The following is an 18,771-nucleotide window of genomic DNA, read 5'->3' on the forward strand; positions in this document are numbered from 1 at the left end:
TCGGAAGAGCTGGCCGCGCAGGCCGAGACGCTGCAGGCGACGATCGCCTACTTCCGGATCGACGGGGCGCAGACACCCGCCGACCGGTCGCGGGAGATCGACGGGGCGGTGACGCAGCTGCGCTCGACCGCGGCGCGGATGGCGGCCTCGCCGGTGGTGAAGTCGCCGGTGAGCCGGTCGCCGGCCAAGCGGGCGGCGATCCGCCCGGCAGCCAAGGCGGCGGGCGGCGGCTTCGCCTTCGACATGGGCGAGGGCGACGACCGCGACGCCGACTTCACCCGCGTCGCCTGATCCGACCGATCACCGGTCCGCGCGGGACCGAAGCCCGCGCGGATGACGGAAGGTCCGTTCCATCGTGACATCTCGGCACGGTCCGACGACCGAGCCGAAGACGGAAAACCTTGAGAATTTTGATTTCAACGGGGGCTGAACATCATGCGTTTCACGATCAAGGCAAAGCTCGGAGCGTCCTTCGGGCTGATCCTCCTGCTGCTGGGCGGAGCCGGCACCCTCGCGGTGACGAGCCTGAGCCAGTCGAACGACCGGATGCAGGCTTTTGCGGCCCGTCCGTTCTCCCAGGTCCAGCGGGTGCTGCGCATCGAGGCGATGTCCTACGATGCCGCCCGGATGTTCGCCCGGTCGATGCTGGAGCCCACGACCGGCGCCCGCGAGAAGCTGCTCGCCGACTTCAAGGCGCATGACGCCAAGTTCCAGACCATCCTCAAGGAATACACCGAGCTCGTTCCGGCCGCCGAACGCGCCCGCATCCAGCCGCTGCGCGACGAGTGGACGAAGCTCAGCGAAGCCGTGAACAAGGGCTTGGAATTCGCGGTCCAGAACGGCAACAACACCGCGAACGGGATCGCGACCGGCGAGCAGCTCGCCGCCTACACGACCGTGATGGCGCGCATCGACGAGCTCAAGGCGCGCACCGACCTCTCCGCCGAGGACCGGGCCCTGATCGGCACCATCGAACTCAAGATGGTCCGCCTTCGCGGCGAGATCTATCGCGAGATCGTGGTGACCGACGACGCCCTGCTGGCCAAGATCGCCGGAGAATTCACCGAGACGCAGAAGTCCCTCGGGCGCGACCTCGCCAAGCTGATCGAGACGGGCCGGGCCGGCAGCCACGCGGAGGCCGCCAACGCCCTCTCGGCGGCCGTGAAGGCCTGGGAGCCCTCGGCCGAGAAGGTGTTCGCCCTCGGCCTCGCCAACACCGACGCCAAGGCGCTGCGCTACTATGTCGGCCCCTTCACCGAGGCCCGCAAGGCGGTCGTCGAGCAGGTGGGGAAGCTGCGCGGCTACGAGGAGAGCGTGGCCCAGGGCTTCGTTCACGACACGCAGGAATCCTATGAATCGACCCGCACGATCCTGATCGCGGTGGTGGCCGGTGCGGTGCTGCTGGGCCTCGCCATGGCCGTGTGGATGGCGGTCTCGATCTCCCGTGGCCTGTCGAAGGCGGTCAATGCCGCCCGAAGCGTCGCCGCGGGCGACCTGACCAAGGACGTGGCCGCCACCGGGCGGGACGAGGTCACCGACCTGCTCCACGCCATCCAGGCGATGAACGGGAAGCTGCGCGAGGTCGTCGGGCAGGTGATCAACGCGGCGAGCAACGTCTCTGCGGGTTCGCAGGAGCTGTCGGCCTCGGCCGAGCAGCTGTCGCAGGGCTCGACCGAGCAGGCCTCGTCCACCGAGGAAGCCTCCGCCTCCATGGAGGAGATGGCCGCCAACGTGAAGCAGAACGCCGAGAATGCCGGCCAGACCGAGGCCATCGCCCGCCAGTCCGCCAAGGATGCCGAGGCCAGCGGCGTCGCCGTCGGACGCGCGGTCGAGGCGATGCAGACCATCGCCCAGAAGATCACCATCGTGCAGGAGATCGCCCGCCAGACCGACCTTCTCGCCCTCAACGCCGCGGTGGAAGCGGCCCGCGCCGGCGAGCACGGCCGCGGCTTTGCGGTGGTGGCCTCCGAGGTGAGGAAGCTCGCCGAGCGCAGCCAGGCCGCGGCCGCCGAGATCGGCACCCTGTCGATCGATACGGTCAAGGCGGCGCGCGAGGCCGGCGACATGCTGGGCCGGCTCGTGCCCGACATCAAGAAGACCGCCGCGCTGGTGGAGGAGATCTCGGCGGCCTGCCGCGAGCAGGATGTCGGCTCGGGTCAGATCAACCAGGCGATCCAGCAGCTCGACAAGGTGACCCAGCAGAACGCGTCCGCCTCCGAGCAGGTCTCGGCGACCTCGGAAGAGCTGGCCGCGCAGGCCGAGACGCTGCAGGCGACGATCGCCTACTTCCGGATCGACGGGGCGCAAGCGCCCGCCGACCGGTCGCGGGAGATCGACGGGGCGGTGACGCAGCTGCGGGCGACCGCGGCGCGGATGGCGGCCTCGCCGGTGGTGAAGTCGCCCGTGAGCCGGGCGCCGGCCAAGCGGGCGGCGACCCGCCCGGCGGCCAAGGCGGCGGGCGGCGGCTTCGCCTTCGACATGGGCGAGGGCGACGACCGCGACGCCGACTTCACCCGCGTCGCCTGACGCAGGGAGCGCCGACGGCGTCGGCACCAACCGCCCGGGCGGGCGCGAGCGATCCAACGCTCTCCCGCGCCTGCCCGGGCGGAAGTCCCAAACAACAGAAGAAAATCGTCGTCGGGGTCCTGCGCAAACGCCCCGATCATGCGCGGTCTCGCTCCGGGCCGAACGGCTCGGCAGGAAGCAGAGATGACCAACCGCTGACGGAACGACCCGAGAAAGGCTCGCTCGATGAGCATGTTCGACAATATCTCAATGCCCCGAAAACTGGCCCTGACCTTCACCGGGATGGTGATGGTCGGGCTCGGTGTGAACGGCGTCGTGTACTGGAAGTCGTCCGAGATCCGACAGGCGGTGAACTGGTCGGATCATACGGTCCAAGTCGTCGACGCCACGAACCATGCGCTCGCCGCGATGGTCGATCAGGAAACCGGCTATCGCGGCTTCCTCCTGTCCGGGGACCAGAAGTTCCTCGCGCCCTACCAGAAGGGCTGGGAGGCGTTCAACACGGCTTGGCGCCAAGCCAAGACGCTGACCGCGGACAACCCGGCCCAGCAGGAGCGGCTCGACGCGGCCAAGCATTTGGCTGAAGCGTGGCATGGCGGCGTGGCCGAGAAGGGCATCGCCCTGATGGCCAACCCCGAGACCCGCGAGGCCGCCCGTCAGACTGAGATCGCCGGCGCCGGCAAGGAGGCGATGGACGGTTTGCGCAACCGAATCGCCGAGGTGATCAATGCCGAGAACGCGTTGATGCAGGCGCGGCGCGACGCGCAGAATGCGGCCTTCGAGACGACGACGCAGATGATCGTGCTCGGCATCGTGGCCAGCATCCTGATCGCGGCCGGCATCGCCTTCCTGCTCATCCGCACCGTGTCCCGGCCCGTGACCCGTGTCAGCGCGAAGCTGGCCGAGCTGGCGACGCCGCTCGATACCGGCCGGCGCGACGAGATCGGACAGATTCAGGGCACGGCGCTCGCGGTCGAGCAGGCCTTCCGAGAAATCTCCGACATTCTCGCCGCCGCCTCGGTCGGCGACTTCTCCAAGTCGCTGTCGAAGGATTTCGGTGGCCTCAGCAGTGAGGTGCGAGCCAATCTCGGCGCGATGACGGCGAACCTGCAGGCGATCGCCCAGATCGCCACGGCGATCGCGGGCGGCGACCTCACCGTCCAGGCGCAGCGGCTCTCGGACAAGGACAGCCTCGGCATCGCCCTCGAAACGATGCTGGCGCGGCTGCGCGCCGTGGTGGCGGACGCGTCCGCGGCCGCCAACAACGTCTCGGCGGGCAGCCAAGAGCTGTCGGCCTCGGCCGAGCAGCTGTCGCAGGGCTCGACCGAGCAGGCCTCGTCCACCGAGGAAGCCTCGGCTTCCATGGAGGAGATGGCCGCCAACGTGAAGCAGAACGCCGAGAATGCCGGCCAGACCGAGGCCATCGCCCGTCAGTCCGCCAAGGATGCCGAGGCCAGCGGCGTCGCCGTCGGCCGCGCGGTCGAGGCGATGCAGACCATCGCCCAGAAGATCACCATCGTGCAGGAGATCGCCCGCCAGACCGACCTTCTCGCCCTCAACGCCGCGGTGGAAGCGGCCCGCGCCGGCGAGCACGGCCGTGGCTTCGCGGTGGTGGCCTCCGAGGTGAGGAAGCTCGCCGAGCGCTCGCAGGCGGCCGCCGCCGAGATCGGCACCCTGTCGATCGATACGGTCAAGGCGGCGCGCGAGGCCGGCGACATGCTGGGCCGGCTCGTGCCCGACATCAAGAAGACCGCCGCGCTGGTGGAGGAGATCTCGGCGGCCTGCCGCGAGCAGGATGTCGGCTCGGGCCAGATCAACCAAGCGATCCAGCAGCTCGACAAGGTGACCCAGCAGAACGCGTCCGCCTCCGAACAGGTCTCGGCGACCTCGGAAGAGCTGGCCGCGCAGGCCGAGACGCTGCAGGCGACGATCGCCTACTTCCGGATCGACGGGGCGCAAGCGCCCGCCGACCGGTCGCGGGAGATCGACGGGGCGGTGACGCAGCTGCGGGCGACCGCGGCGCGGATGGCGGCCTCGCCGGTGGTGAAGTCGCCCGTGAGCCGGGCGCCGGCCAAGCGGGCGGCGACCCGCCCGGCGGCCAAGGCGGCGGGCGGCGGCTTCGCCCTCGACATGGGCGAGGGCGACGACCGCGACGCCGACTTCACCCGCGTCGCCTGACGAACCCCCACCCCGCGGGCAGATCCGCCCGCGGGGCCACAAGGCACCATCGATCAACCCTTTTCATCCAATCTGCCCGAATCGAAGGGCAGGCAGCGGACGGACCGGAGCGCCAGGATGTCGAGCGTATGGCAATATCTGACCCTCGGCCTCGGCCGTGAGACCTTCGGGATCGACATCGAACACGTCCAGGAAATCCTCGACTACCGCGCTCCCGCGGCCCTGCCGCAGGCGCCCGCTTTCCTCGTCGGCATGATCGACGTGCGCGGCCAGAGCTATCCGGTGGTCGATCTGCGGACCAAGCTCGGCCTGCCGCCGGAGGCGCCGACGCCGGCGACCCGGATCATCCTGCTCAACGTGCCGATGCCCGACCGGACCATGCGGGTCGGCTTCGTCGCCGACCGGGTGTTCGAGGTGACCGAACTCGACCGGGCCGAGATGGAGACCGCACCGGATGTCGGCGGGCGCTGGCGCTCCCACTACATCGCCGGCATCGGCCGGCGCGGCGAGGCCTTCGTCGTGGTGTTCGACCTCGTCCGGCTGATGGACGGCGACGCCCCGGCGCTCGCCGGTTCCGCCTTGGCCGCCTGAGACCCGAGCGTTCCATGTCCTCCGGCCTCCTGACGGACCAGTTGAGCGAGCGGCATTTTCGCTCGATCGCCGAGGTCATCGAGACGCGCGTCGGCATCCAGCTGCCCGTCACCAAGCGGACGATGCTGGAGGGGCGCCTGCGCAAGCGCGTCCGGGCTTTGCGCCTCGACAGCCTCGACGATTACGGCCGCCATCTCTTCGATCAGGGACGGCTCGCCGAAGAGTTCGTCCATCTCGTCGATTGCGTGACGACCAACAAGACCGACTTCTTCCGCGAGCCGGCGCATTTCGATCTGATGCGGCAGACGCTGGTGCCGCGGCTCCGCGCCCTGTCGGGCCATCGGGGCGAGCGCCCGCTCCTGAAGGTGTGGAGCGCGGCGGCCTCGACGGGCGCCGAGGCCTACACCCTGGCGATGGTGCTGCAGGACCTGATCAACGAGGGCGGCCGGTTCGAATACGCGATCCTCGGCACCGACGTCTCGACCGAGGTGCTGCGGGTGGCCGCGGCCGGGATCTATTCGGACGATATGCTGGACGCCGTGCCCGCCGCGACGCGCCGCCGTTACGTCATGGCCGCGCGCGACCCCGCCCGGCAGCAGGGGCGGATCGTGCCCGAACTGCGCCGCCGGGTCCGCTTCCAGCATCTCAACCTGATGGACGAGCGCTACGCCATCGACCGCGACGTCGACATCCTCTTCTGCCGCAACGTGCTGATCTACTTCGATCGACCGACGCAGCGGGCGGTGCTCGAACGCCTCGCCGGCCATCTGCGGCCGGGCGGATACCTCATCGTGGGCCATTCCGAATCGATGTCGGTCGCGGGTCTCCAGGGCCTGACGCAGGTGACCTCGACGGTCTTCCGCCGTTGAGCATCGACTTCTTCTGACAAGCCGGCGGCCCCCGTTCGGGCCGATGCTCCAGGGACATTCCGATGACCGCTCCGATCCGCGTCCTCGTCGTGGACGATTCGGCCTCCGTCCGGCAGACGCTCTGCCAGATCCTCGACACGGCCCCGGACATCACGGTGCTCGGCACCGCCGCCGACCCGTTCGTGGCGGCGCGGCGGATTCAGGAGGAGGTGCCCGACGTCATCATCCTCGACCTCGAAATGCCGCGCATGGACGGGCTGACCTTCCTGCGCAAGATCATGGCGCAGAAGCCGATCCCAGTGATCATCTGCTCGACGCTGACGGAAGCCGGCTCGCGGATCCTGTTCGAGGTGCTGGAGGCCGGCGCCGTCGACGTGCTGCCCAAACCCCGGATCGACACCCGCCAGTTCCTCGTCGAATCCTCGGTGCGGGTCTGCGACGCGGTGCGGGCCGCCGCCCGCTCGCGCCTGCGCCCGCGCAGCGCCGAGCGGCGGGTCGAGACCAAGCTCTCGGCCGACGCGATGCTGCCGCCGCCGGTCACGACCCGGCGCGTCGCCGGAACCGAGCCGATCGTCTGCATCGGCGCTTCGACCGGGGGCACGGAGGCGCTGCGCGACGTGCTGGAGGTGCTGCCCGCCGAGAGCCCCGGCATCGTCATCGTCCAGCACATGCCCGAGCGCTTCACCGCCGCCTTCGCCCGCCGCCTCGACGGGCTCTGCGCCGTCTCGGTCAAGGAGGCGGAGGACGGCGACCCCGTGCGGCCCGGCCAGGCGCTGATCGCACCCGGCGGGCGCCACCTGCTGGTGCAGCGGATCGGCGGGCATTACGCGGTCGCCGTGAAGGACGGGCCGCTGGTCTCGCGCCATCGTCCCTCGGTCGACGTGATGTTCCGCTCCGCCGCCCAATGCGCGGGCGCCAACGCGCTCGGCATCATCATGACCGGCATGGGCGACGACGGCGCCAACGGCCTGTTGGAGATGCGCCGCGCCGGGGCGCAGACCATCGCCCAGGACGAGGAGAGCTGCGTCGTATTCGGCATGCCCAAAGAGGCGATCGAGCGCGGTGCCGCTGCCAAGGTGATGCCGCTCGACCGCATCCATCTGGAGATTCTGCGCTTCGGCGCGAGCCAGCCGCTGGGCCGCACAGCCTGAGCACGAAGGCGCCACCCGTGTTCGCGCAGGGCGGCGTCCTGCCGCTTCGTGCCGCAATCGGACCAAAACTTCGGCAAAGGGCGGCGGAAGTTGATGCAGCCGCGCGGGTCGGGCCGATTGACCCTGACTTTGCCAAAAGCGTATCCATGATGACGAGTTGATCGCTAGGGTTCCTGCATCGAAATCGATGTGAACGGTCCGAGAGCGGTCGCCGCGGCGGGAGACATCCGCCCGGATGCACGGCGGGATAAAAGCCCGGGAGACCTCACTGGCCAAGGGATTGGCAAGCAGTGGTCTTGTGCAATCCCTTCACTCAGGAAGGGAATCTATGCTCTCCTCGATCTCACCTTTGTCTGAACAAAGCTGGCGCCCGGCGCCCGGCTGCGCCGTTTAGGCCGCCCTCCATTCCCCCGAATTCAGGCTTGTCGCGCCCCGGTCGCCCGACCGGGCTCTGAGCGTGCGCCTGCCCGCCGCCCCCGTTCCTTGTGGAGACGAGAGATGCGCATTCCGACCCTGATCACCGGTTGTCTCGCAAGCGCCCGGCGCGGCCTCTCCGCCCTGGCGCTCGCGGCGAGTCTGCTCTCGGCGCCGGCATTGGCCGCCGAGCCGCTGCGCATCGGCTACAGCGACTGGCCCGGCTGGGTCGCGTGGCAGGTCGCCATCGACAAGGGCTGGCTCAAGGAGGCCGGGATCGACGCCAAGTTCGAGTGGTTCGACTACTCTGCCTCCATGGACGCCTTCTCGGCGGGCAAGCTCGACGCGGTCACCTGCACCAACGGCGACGCGCTGGTGATGGGCGGCAACGGCGCCAAGAACGTCATGATCCTGCTGACCGACTACTCGAACGGCAACGACATGATCGTCGGCAAGCCGGGGGTGAAGTCGCTGGCCGATCTCAAGGGCAAGAAGGTCGGGCTCGAAGTCGGCCTCGTCGAACATCTTCTCCTCATCGACGGCCTGCAGAAGGCCGGGATCAAGGAGAGCGACGTCACGCTGGTCAACGCCAAGACCAACGAGACGCCCCAGGTCCTGGCCTCCGGCGACGTCGCCGCCATCGGCGCGTGGCAGCCGATCGCCGGACAGGCGATGCGCGGGGCGGCCGGGGCGCGGCCGCTCTACACCTCCGCCGACCGGCCCGGCCTGATCTACGACGTCGTCACCGTGACGCCCGCGAGCCTCGCCGCGCGCCGCGCCGACTGGATCAAGCTCGTCGGCCTGTGGGACCGGGTGGTCGACTACATCGAGAACCCGAAGACCCAAGCCGACGCGGTGGCGATCATGTCGGCCAAGGTCGGGATCGAGCCCACGACCTTCACCCGCTTCCTCAAGGGCACCAAGCTGATGCGGCTCGCCGACGGCCGCGCGGTGATGAAGGACGCCGACGGTTTCGGCTCGCTCTACGGGTCGAGCCGGCACGCCGACGCCTTCAACGTCAAGTTCGAGGTCTACAAGACCGCGCAGGACGTGAAGAGCTACATCGACCCCGCCCTCACCGACGGCAAGTGAGGGTTTGAGGATGCGCGCCCGCCCCCTCCCCTCGCCTACGGACGACGCCGCCCCCGCGGCGCCCGCCCCGCTCCCGTCGGTGGCGGGGGCGGCGGCCCCGGTGGGCCGGGCGCGCCGTTCCTGGATCGGCGTCGCCCGCCCCCTGCCGCCGCGCAAGCGGCTGGCGCTCACCTTGCTGTCGTTCCTGCTGCCGCTCGGGCTGTGGGCGGCGGTGTCCTACCTGCCCTTCCTCTGGCACCCGCTGGTGGAGGTGACGAACTCCGGCGAGGTCGCCTGGATGGAGCCCGGCATGCGGGTGCCGAAGGCCGCCTTCGCCGAGGAAGTCGCCGCGGCAAGCTCCGCCGGCACCGAGGCCCCCGCGGGCCGGCCGGCCAACCCGGTCTATCTCCCGGCCCCGCACGAGGTCGCGGTGGCGCTCTGGACCACGCTGACGGCCGCCCCGCCCCAGCGCGACGCGATCTGGCTGCCCGCGAGCCTGTGGCACTCGATCCAGATCATCTTCTGGGGGTTCACGATCTCGTCGATCTTCGGCGTGCCGCTCGGCGTGCTCTGCGGCGCGCAACCCACCATCGCCCGGCTGACCGAGCCCGTCATCGAGTTCGTGCGCTACCTGCCGGCCCCCGCCTTCGGCGCGCTGATGGTGGCGATCCTCGGGATCTACGACGGGCCGAAGATCGCCATCATCGTCATCGGCACCTTCTTCCAGCAGGTGCTGGTCATCGCCAACACCACCCGCCGGGTCGATCCGCTGCTGATCGAGGCCGCGCTGACCATGGGCTCGCGCAACCTGCGCCTGATCCGCCGCGTCGTCGTCCCCGCGGTGCTGCCGCAGCTCTACCGCGACCAGCGCATCCTGCTCGGCTGGGCCTGGACCTACCTGATCGTCGCCGAGCTGATCGGCACCTCCTCGGGCATCACGTTCTTCATCACGCAGCAGGCCCGCTACCAGCATTTCGACAACGTCTACGCCGCGATCCTCGTGATCGGCTTCATCGGCATCGCCACCGACATCGCCCTGGCGCTGCTCGGCCGCCGCCTGTTTCCCTACGCGAGGGCCGAAGCATGAGCGCCGCCCCGATCCCACTCACCGCCGAGCCCTGCGACTACCGCACCCAATGCGAGCCGGTGCGCGTCCGCTTCGAGAAGCTGAAGGCCCGCGAGGTCGCGCTCAAGGTCGAGAACCTCGGCAAGGTTTTTCGGAATGCCGACGGCGGCGAGACCGTCGCCTTGCGCGACATCGACCTCGTCACCCATCGCCGCGAATTCCTCTGTGTCGTCGGCCCGTCCGGCTGCGGCAAGTCCACCTTCGTGCGCATCCTCGCCGGGCTGGAGACCAAGACGTCCGGCACCGTCAGCGTCGGCGGCGTGCCGGTCTCGGGGCCGGGTGCCGACCGGGGCATGGTGTTCCAGGGCTACACCCTGTTCCCCTGGCTGACGGTGAAGCGCAACGTCGCCTTCGGGTTGGAGGAAAACGGCGAGTCCCGGCACGTCGCCGAGCGCGAGGCGCTGCAATGGCTGGCGCTCATCGGCCTGGAGCGCTTCGCCGACGCCTATCCGCACCAGCTCTCCGGCGGCATGAAGCAGCGCGTGGCGATCGCCCGCGCGCTCGCCATGCGGCCCCGCATCCTGCTGATGGACGAGCCGTTTTCGGCCCTCGACGCCCAGTCGCGCGCCCGGATGCAGGCTTACCTGATCGAGATCTGGCGCAAGATCGACATCACCATCGTCTTCATCACCCACGACCTCGACGAGGCGGTGACGCTCGCCGACCGCATCCTCGTGCTGAAGGCCCATCCCGGCGAGGTCGAGGAGCTGATCGAGGTGCCGGTGCCCCGGCCTCGCCATCCGGGCCAGATGCTGACGCCTGAGTTCCGCGCCACCCGCGCCCGGCTCGATGCCCTGATCCACCCCGCGGAGGCCGAGGCCGACGGCCCGGCCGATCTGGGGAGCCTCGACATGGTCACCCGCATGGCGAGCGTGGGGGACGAGGTCGAATGAGCGCCCCGCTTCTCTGGTCCGAGCGCACCTGGGAGGAAATCCCCGGCGACCTCTCGGCCGCCGCACAGGCCGCGCTCCTGCCCATCGGCGCCACCGAGCAGCACGGCCCGCATCTCGGCTGCGGCATGGATTTCGTGCTGGCCGACGAAGTCTGCCGCATGGTCTCGGCCCGCACCGGCGTGCCCATGCTGCCGACCCTGCCCTACGGCTGTTCGCTCGGCCATTCCCGGCGCTGGCCCGGCACCCTCGCCCTCGATCCGCTGGTGATGACCGAACTGGTCCGCCAGATCGGCGCCCAGGCCTATCATTCCGGCGTGCGCCGCCTGTTCCTCGTCAACGCGCACGTCACCAATGCCGCGCCCCTGCGCTGCGCCCTCGAACTCCTGCGCGCCGCCCACGACGACCTGATGGTCGCGCTGGTCAACACCGCGACGGTCAGCGAGCGGGTGCGCGCCGCCCATTTCGCGGATGCCGAAGACTGGCACGCCAACCGGGCCGAGACCGCGCTGATGCAGGCCGTGGCCCCGGCCCTGGTGCGGGAAGACCGCATCGCGGATTCCGACGACCCGGACCGCACCGGGGGCTTGGTCTTCGCCCATCCGGTCAACCGCACCAGCCGCAACGGCGTCACCGGCTCGCCCTCGCAGGCGAACGCGGCGGAAGGCGCCGAGCTGTTCGCCTGGATGGTCGAGGACCTGTCGGCGCTCGTGCGCCGCGGCCTGACCGAAACCCCGCCCCTTCCCCATTCCTACGACGGCTCGGCCGTCGCCCCACACGGAGCCTGAATCATGGGCCACAGCCACGACATCGATCCGGCCATCCGCGCCGTGCAGGACGATCTGCGCGCGAAGGGCGTGAAATACGTCATCGGCGCCTATGTCGACATCCACGGCGCGCAGAAGGCCAAGGTGGTGCCCCTCGATCACCTGCCGCAGATGGCGGCGGGCTCCGAGCGCTACACCGGCTACGCCCTCGACGGGTTGGGGCAGGCCCCGAACGAGGACGAGCTGGCCTCCGTCCCCGACCTGTCGCGCGTCATCCCGCTGCCCTGGGAACCCAAGCTCGCCTGGGCACCCGCCGACCTGACCTTCCAGGGTAAGCCCTATCCGCTCTCGACCCGCGTCGCCCTCAAGAACGTCATGAAGCAGGCCGAGGCCATGGGCTTCGGCTTCAACCTCGGCATCGAGTGCGAGATTTTTCTCCTGCGCCAAGCCGCCGACGGCTCGCTGCACACGCCGGTCGCGGACGATAAGCTGGTGAAGCCCTGCTACGACGTGCGCGGCTTCGTCGATAATTTCTCCTGGCTCGACAAGGTCGCGACGACCATCAACGATCTCGGCTGGGACCTCTATTCCTTCGACCACGAGGACGCCAACGGCCAGTTCGAGTTCGACTTCCAGTATTCCGACGCGCTGACGATGTGCGACCGGCTGACCTTCTTCCGCATGATGACCAAGCACTACGCGAAGGAGGAAGGACTGATCGCCACGATGATGCCTAAGCCTTTCGCCGACCGCACCGGCAACGGCGCCCACTTCAACATGTCGCTCTCGGACCTGAAGACGGGCCGCAACCTGTTCGCCTGTGCGCCCGGCGACGATCCCCGCGGCCTGGGGCTGACCGAGACCGGCTACCACTTCATCGGCGGCGTGCTGCGCCACGGCCGCGCGCTGTGCGCCGCCTTCGCCCCCACCGTGAACAGCTACAAGCGCCTCGTGCGTCAGGGCGCGATGGCCGGCTTCTCCTGGGCGCCGGTGTTCAACTCCTATGGCTCGAACAATCGCACCAACTCGGTGCGCGTGCCCGCCGGCGGCGGGCGCTGCGAGAGCCGCAACGCCGACGGCGCGGTCAATCCCTACCTCGCCGCCGCCCTGGTGCTCGCCGCGGGCCTGGAGGGCGTGCGCGAGCGGATCGACCCCGGCGCGCCCAACGAGGACAATCTCTACGAACTGAGCGATGCGCAGCGGAAGGATCGCGGCATCGCCTTCCTGCCCCAGACCCTGCAGGAGGCGGTGGATGCCTTCGCCGCCGACCCGCTTGTCGAGGCGACCCTGGGCTCCGGCCTGCGCGAAGAATTCATCCGCTACAAGCGCGACGAGTGGAACGCCTATCATCTCACGGTGAGCCCGTGGGAGATCGAGCGCTACAGCCACCTGTTCTAGGCGGAGGCTATTTCCATGAAAAAGGTCATCGCCTTCGCGACCTCCCCCGCCGAGCCCTCGACCTACCGTCCGGCCCCGGACCGCATCCTCGCGGGCGACCCGGTCCAGACCGCGACGCTGCACTTCACCAGCGAGGACGGACGCTTCACCGCCGGCACGTGGTCGGCCGAGCGGGGCACGTGGCGGGTGGTCTTCACCGAGAGCGAGTTCTGCCACCTGCTGGAGGGGGTCATCGTCGTCACCGACGAGGCCGGCGAGAAGACCACCTTCCGGGCCGGCGACGCGTTCGTGTCGCCCGCCGGCTTCACCGGCACCTGGGAGATCGTGGAGCCGGCCCGCAAGCTCTTCGCCTTCTACGAATAACGCCATCCCATTTCCGCCTGCCGGGACGGCCCGGCCGCGACAGGGCTCCTTACACCGGGACGACCCGGCCTCCATCGGAGACACGCGCATGTCGGACGAGAGCGTCATCGCGGAAAACCGCCGCCGTTACGAAGACCTGAAGCGGGCGGGCCAAGGCCACGCCCCCCGCGCCCTGCCCGGCCCGAGCCCGCGCGGCGGCGTGCCGCTCGACGAGGCGGCGATCCTCCACCGCGAGACCATCCCCGGCGGCTGGTACTGGACCACCGCGCTCAAGCGCGGCGAGGCCCTGCGGATCGCCCTCGACCACGGCCCGTCGAGCGTCGCGCTCGTGGCGTGGTCGGCGAAAGATCCGAGCGAGCGGCTGAACTACGCCGACACCGTGAAGGTGCAGTGGACCGCGGCCCTACGGAAGGGCCGGGTGCTGTTCTCCGACATGGGCCGCGTGATGCTCTCGCTGATCGAGGATTCCTGCGGGAGCCACGACGCGCTGATGGGCGGCTCCAACGCCGCCTCGAACGCGGCGCGCTACCCCGGCGGCCCGCACCGCAACACCCGCGACAACCTCGTGCTCGCCGCCCTGAAATGCGGGCTGGAACGCCGCGACATCCCCCCTCACGTCACCTTCTTCGCCCCCGTCGCGGTCGGTCCCGAAGGCCGCCTCGGCTGGAACGAGGCCGGCCGGACAACCGGCGACTTCGTGGACCTGCGCGCCGAGATGGACCTGACGGTCGCGCTCTCGAACTGCCCCCACCCCCTCGATCCGGCGCCCGCCTACGCCCCGAACCCGGTCGCGATCACCCGCTTCCGCGCAGCGACGCCCACCGCGGACGACCTCTGCCGCACCGCCACCATCGAGGCCGTGCGCGGCTTCGAGAACAACGCCTTCGCCGGCCTTTGAGGGGAGCGAGACCGATGACCGATTCCGTGACCGCGCTCTTCGATCAGGTGGTGCCCGCGCAGGCGCCGTTCTCCACGCTGGTGAAGGCCGGCCAGACCCTCCGCATCGAGGATCTGGAAGGCTGCCAAGCGATCGACACCCTGTTCTACCGCGCCGACGACCTCACCGAGCGCTATTCCTCGCAGGACACCGTGCGCGAGCAGGGCGCGGCCTACGTCACCACCGGCACGCGGGTGATGTCGAACGAGGGCCGCGTGATGCTCACCGTCACCGCCGATTCCTGCGGGCGCCACGACACCTCCGCCGGGGCCTGCTCCTGCGAGAGCAACACCGTTCGCTTCGGCCACGCCACGAAGTATCTCCACGCCTGCCGCGAGAACTTCGCCATCGAGGTCGCGAAATACGGCCTGTCGAAGCGCGACATCGTGCCGAACATCAACTTCTTCATGAACGTGCCGATCGAGCAGGACGGCGGGCTCGCCATCGTCGACGGCGTCTCGTCGCCCGGCGACTACGTCGAGCTTCGGGCCGAGATGGACGTGATCTGCGTCATCTCGAACTGCCCGCAGATCAACAATCCCTGCAACGGCTTCAACCCCACGCCGATCCGCGTGACGGTGCGGGAGGGCTGATCGCCATGTTCCGCAAGGTCCTGGTCGCCAACCGCGGCGAGATCGCCGCCCGCGTCGTGCGCACCCTGAAGCGCATGGGCATCCGTTCGGTCGCCGTCTATTCGGACGCCGACCGCTTCACGCCGGGCGTGCTCGCCGCCGACGAGGCGGTGCGCCTCGGGCCCGCGCCCGCCGCGCAGAGCTATCTCGACGTCGAGGCGGTGATCGCTGCCTGCAAGGCGACGGGCGCCGAAGCGGTGCACCCCGGCTACGGCTTCCTCTCGGAAAACGTCGGCTTCGCCGAGCGGCTGGCGGCGGAGGGCATCGTCTTCATCGGGCCGCGCCCGGAGCACCTGCGCGCCTTCGGCCTCAAGCACACCGCCCGCGATCTCGCCAAGGCCAGCGGCGTGCCGCTCCTGCCCGGCACCGACCTGCTGCCCGACGTCGAGACCGCGCTCGGCGCGGCCGAGGCCATCGGCTATCCGGTGATGCTCAAGAGCACGGCGGGCGGCGGCGGCATCGGCATGCAGCTCTGCCATTCGGCCGAGGAACTCGCCGAGCGCTTCGCCGCGGTCGAGCGCACGGCCCGCGCCAGCTTCGGCGATGCCCGCGTCTATCTGGAACGCTTCGTGGCGGAGGCCCGCCACGTCGAGGTGCAGATCTTCGGCGACGGAAAGGGCCGCGTCGTGGCCCTCGGTGAGCGCGACTGCTCGCTCCAGCGCCGGAACCAGAAGGTGATCGAGGAGACGCCCGCGCCGGGCCTCTCCGACGCCGTGCGCACCCGCCTCCACGCCGCCGCGGTGGCGCTGGGTGAAAGTGTCTCTTACGCCTCGGCCGGTACGGTCGAGTTCATCTACGATCCCCGGCGCGAGGACTTTTCGTTCCTCGAAGTGAACACCCGGCTCCAAGTCGAGCATCCGGTGACGGAAGCCGTGTTCGGCATCGACCTCGTGGAATGGATGGTACGCCAGGCCGCGGGCGAGGACCCCATCGGCGATTCCGGCCCGCTCACGCCGAAGGGCGCGGCGATCGAGGCCCGGCTCTACGCCGAGATTCCGCACGCCAACTTCGCCCCGAGCGCCGGGCTGCTCACCGAGGTGCACTTTTCGGAATCGGCCCGCATCGACGGCTGGATCGCCACCGGCACCGAGGTGACGCCGTTCTACGATCCGATGCTCGCCAAGATCATCGTCACGGGCGCGGACCGGCTGGCGGCTATCGCGGCGCTCAAGGCGGCGCTCGCCGAGACGGCGGTCTCGGGCATCGAGACCAATCTCGATTACCTGCGCACCATCGCGGCCTCCGACCTCTTCGCCAGCGGGCGCGTCGCGACGACGGCTTTGCGCGACCTCGCCTACCGCCCGCGCAGCATCGAGGTGCTACTGCCCGGCCCGCAATCGAGCCTTCAGGAACTCCCCGGCCGGTTGGGCCTATGGGAGGTCGGCGTGCCGCCGAGCGGGCCGATGGATTCCCGCTCCTTCCGCCACGCCAACGCGCTCGTCGGCAACGATCCGAACACCTGCGCCCTCGAACTCACGGTCTCGGGTCCGACGCTGCGCTTCCACACCGACGCCGTGGTGGCGCTCTCGGGCGCCGCCATGCGGGCGACCCTCGATGGCGCGCCCCAGCCGCATGGCCGCGACTTTCCGGTGAAAGCGGGTCAGACCCTCGCGATCGGCCCGATCGAGGGGCCGGGCCAGCGCGCCTACCTCGCGCTGCGCGGCGGTTTTTCCGCCCCCGTGGTGCTCGGTTCGCGGGCCACCTTCGCGCTCGGCGCCTTCGGCGGCCACGCCACCGGCGTGCTGAAAGCGGGCGACGTGCTTCATTGCGGCGAGGCGGTCGAAGTCGCGGCCTCGGCCATCGAACCCGCGTCGCTGACGCACGCCTGGGAGATCGGCGTCCTCTACGGCCCGCACGGCGCACCGGACTTCTTCCAGGAGGCCGACATCGCCGACCTGTTCTCGGCGTCCTACGAGGTGCACTTCAACTCCGCCCGCACCGGCGTGCGCCTGATCGGCCCGACGCCACGCTGGGCCCGCCCCGATGGCGGCGAGGCGGGGCTGCACCCGTCCAACCTGCACGACAACGCCTACGCCATCGGCGCCATCGACTTCACCGGCGACATGCCGATCCTGCTCGGCCCCGACGGCCCGAGCCTGGGCGGCTTCGTCTGCCCGGCGGTGATCGCGCGGGACGAATTGTGGAAGATGGGGCAGTTGCGGCCAGGGGATACGGTGCGGTTCCGCGCCCTCGCACGGCCGGAGGATGAGGCGCTCGCCGATACCCTCCCCCCACCGGACCTCGGGCCTGCCCGAGGTCCGCAAGCACCTGCCCAAGTCGGGCAAGCCCGACTTGGGTGGGGGAGGGTGCCCGCGGAGCGGGCGGGAGAGGGGAGCGACGGTTCCGCTTGGCCGCAGTCCCTCGTGAATTCTCCGGAAGCCGGGTTCCCCTCTCCCGCCCCCCTTCGGGGGCGACCCTCCCCCGCAGAGGGGGGAGGGTTCAGGCGGGGCGCCCCCATCCTCGCCAGCGACTCCTCCGGCCCCGTCCCCGTCGCCTACCGCCGCCAGGGCGACGACAACCTGCTGGTCGAGTACGGCCCGATGGCCCTCGACATCGGCCTGCGCCTGCGGGTCCACCTCCTGGCCGAGGCCGTGCGCGCCGCGCGCCTCCCCGGCCTGATCGACCTGACGCCGGGCATCCGCTCGCTCCAGATCCACTACGACAGCGCCACCCTCTCCCGCCCGCGTCTCCTCGGCCTGCTGCGGGAGATCGAAGCCAACCTGCCCGCGGCAGAGGATGTCAGCGTTCCGAGCCGCGTCGTCCACCTGCCGCTGTCGTGGAACGATCCGCAGGCGGAACTGGCCATGCGCAAGTATCAGGAGCTGGTGCGCCCCAACGCCCCCTGGTGCCCGTCGAACATCGAGTTCATCCGCCGCATCAACGGCCTGCCCGACGAGGACGCGGTGCGGAAGACCGTGTTCGACGCGAGCTACCTCGTGATGGGGTTGGGCGACGTCTATCTCGGCGCGCCCGTCGCGACCCCGGTCGATCCGCGCCACCGGCTGGTGACCACCAAATACAACCCGGCCCGCACTTGGACCCCGGAGAACGCGGTCGGCATCGGCGGCGCCTACATGTGCATCTACGGCATGGAGGGGCCGGGCGGATACCAGCTGTTCGGGCGCACGATCCAGATCTGGAATACGTGGCGCACGACGCGCGAATTCGCCCCCGGCCATCCCTGGCTGCTGCGCCCGTTCGACCGCATCCGCTTCTTCCCGGTCTCCCACGACGAACTGACCGAGGCGCGCGCCGCCTTCCCGCACGGGGCCTATCCGGTGCGGATCGAGGAGGAGACGTTCTCCTACGCCGCCCACCGCGCCATGCTGGCCGGGAACGCCGCTGAGATCGAGGCCGCCCGCCTGCGGCGCCAGGGCGCCTTCGAGGCCGAGCGCGAGCGCTGGAAGGCGGAAGGGCTCGACAGCTTCGTCACCGACGAGGGCCCTCCCACGGAGGCCGGCGACGTCCCGCCGGGCTGCGTCGGCGTGCCGACGGGCGTGCCGGGCAATGTCTGGAAACTCTTGGTGTCCGAGGGCGAGAGCATCGCGGCGGGCCAGACGGTGGCGATCCTCGAATCGATGAAGATGGAGGTGCCGGTCGCCGCCCCCGTCGCCGGCCGCATCCGTGAACTCCGCACAGGGCCCGGTCGGACGCTCCGCGGCGGCGACCTCGTCGCGATTCTCGACGTGTAGGCATCGATCCGCCGTGGCTGGCCCGGGACTTGCCCTGGTCCAGCCGCGGCCCAGGAGCCGCCGGGACACGGCTTAGCGATGCACCAGCTCACCAGCCTTCTCCACATCGCCCTGCGGCTGGTCATGGCCGGCGCGCAGGCCAAGGCCTCGGGCATCCGTCGACGGG

General features: G+C 70.1%; 14 protein-coding genes, 1 pseudogene and 1 riboswitch. All 15 genes and pseudogenes read left to right on the forward strand.

Annotation, left to right across the window (positions count from 1 at the left end):
* Nucleotides 1-291: pseudogene (locus BM140_RS25750) on the forward strand (methyl-accepting chemotaxis protein); the annotation flags it as partial.
* 144 nt (nt 292-435) lie between these two features.
* A complete protein-coding gene (locus BM140_RS05845) occupies nt 436-2,526 on the forward strand; it encodes a HAMP domain-containing methyl-accepting chemotaxis protein (protein ID WP_091942976.1) in 2,091 nt (696 codons plus the stop codon).
* A 225-nt stretch (nt 2,527-2,751) separates the two neighbouring features.
* On the forward strand, nt 2,752-4,704 hold the full coding sequence (locus BM140_RS05850) for a methyl-accepting chemotaxis protein (RefSeq protein WP_244535314.1): 1,953 nt from the start codon (nt 2,752-2,754) through the stop codon (nt 4,702-4,704).
* Between the two features lie 117 nt (nt 4,705-4,821).
* Nucleotides 4,822-5,295 (forward strand): chemotaxis protein CheW, encoded by a 474-nt coding sequence (locus BM140_RS05855; protein WP_091942978.1) that lies wholly within the window; start codon nt 4,822-4,824, stop codon nt 5,293-5,295.
* Between the two features lie 14 nt (nt 5,296-5,309).
* Entirely contained in the window at nt 5,310-6,164 is an 855-nt protein-coding gene (locus BM140_RS05860) for a CheR family methyltransferase (protein ID WP_091942980.1), read from the forward strand.
* Between the two features lie 62 nt (nt 6,165-6,226).
* Nucleotides 6,227-7,315, forward strand: a complete 1,089-nt coding sequence (locus tag BM140_RS05865) for a protein-glutamate methylesterase/protein-glutamine glutaminase (RefSeq protein ID WP_091942982.1) — start codon at nt 6,227-6,229, stop codon at nt 7,313-7,315.
* 153 nt (nt 7,316-7,468) lie between these two features.
* A riboswitch (guanidine-I (ykkC/yxkD leader) is annotated at nt 7,469-7,579 on the forward strand.
* Between the two features lie 234 nt (nt 7,580-7,813).
* On the forward strand, nt 7,814-8,821 hold the full coding sequence (locus tag BM140_RS05870; protein WP_091942984.1) for an ABC transporter substrate-binding protein: 1,008 nt from the start codon (nt 7,814-7,816) through the stop codon (nt 8,819-8,821).
* A gap of 10 nt (nt 8,822-8,831) precedes the next feature.
* Entirely contained in the window at nt 8,832-9,887 is a 1,056-nt protein-coding gene (locus tag BM140_RS05875) for an ABC transporter permease (protein WP_091942986.1), read from the forward strand.
* Complete coding sequence (locus tag BM140_RS05880) at nt 9,884-10,819, forward strand: ABC transporter ATP-binding protein (RefSeq protein ID WP_091942989.1); 936 nt, start codon at nt 9,884-9,886, stop codon at nt 10,817-10,819. Before BM140_RS05875 ends, BM140_RS05880 begins: the two co-directional genes overlap by 4 nt.
* Nucleotides 10,816-11,604 (forward strand): creatininase family protein, encoded by a 789-nt coding sequence (locus BM140_RS05885; protein WP_091942991.1) that lies wholly within the window; start codon nt 10,816-10,818, stop codon nt 11,602-11,604. Before BM140_RS05880 ends, BM140_RS05885 begins: the two co-directional genes overlap by 4 nt.
* Before the next feature lie 3 nt (nt 11,605-11,607).
* Nucleotides 11,608-12,981 carry a type III glutamate--ammonia ligase gene (gene glnT / locus BM140_RS05890; protein WP_091942993.1) on the forward strand — a complete coding sequence of 458 codons (1,374 nt, stop codon included), beginning with the start codon at nt 11,608-11,610 and terminating at the stop codon, nt 12,979-12,981.
* 15 nt (nt 12,982-12,996) lie between these two features.
* Nucleotides 12,997-13,344, forward strand: a complete 348-nt coding sequence (locus tag BM140_RS05895) for a cupin domain-containing protein (RefSeq protein ID WP_091942994.1) — start codon at nt 12,997-12,999, stop codon at nt 13,342-13,344.
* Nucleotides 13,345-13,432: 88 nt separating this feature from the next.
* The gene (locus BM140_RS05900) at nt 13,433-14,242 is read left to right on the forward strand and encodes an urea amidolyase associated protein UAAP1 (protein WP_091942996.1); all 810 of its coding nucleotides are present in this window, start codon (nt 13,433-13,435) and stop codon (nt 14,240-14,242) included.
* Between the two features lie 14 nt (nt 14,243-14,256).
* Nucleotides 14,257-14,874 carry an urea amidolyase associated protein UAAP2 gene (locus BM140_RS05905; RefSeq protein WP_091942998.1) on the forward strand — a complete coding sequence of 206 codons (618 nt, stop codon included), beginning with the start codon at nt 14,257-14,259 and terminating at the stop codon, nt 14,872-14,874.
* 5 nt (nt 14,875-14,879) lie between these two features.
* A complete protein-coding gene (locus BM140_RS05910) occupies nt 14,880-18,605 on the forward strand; it encodes a 5-oxoprolinase/urea amidolyase family protein (RefSeq protein WP_091943000.1) in 3,726 nt (1,241 codons plus the stop codon).
* The last annotated feature ends 166 nt before the right edge of the window (nt 18,606-18,771 follow it).

Source organism: Methylorubrum salsuginis, assembly GCF_900114375.1.
Lineage (GTDB): Bacteria > Pseudomonadota > Alphaproteobacteria > Rhizobiales > Beijerinckiaceae > Methylobacterium > Methylobacterium salsuginis.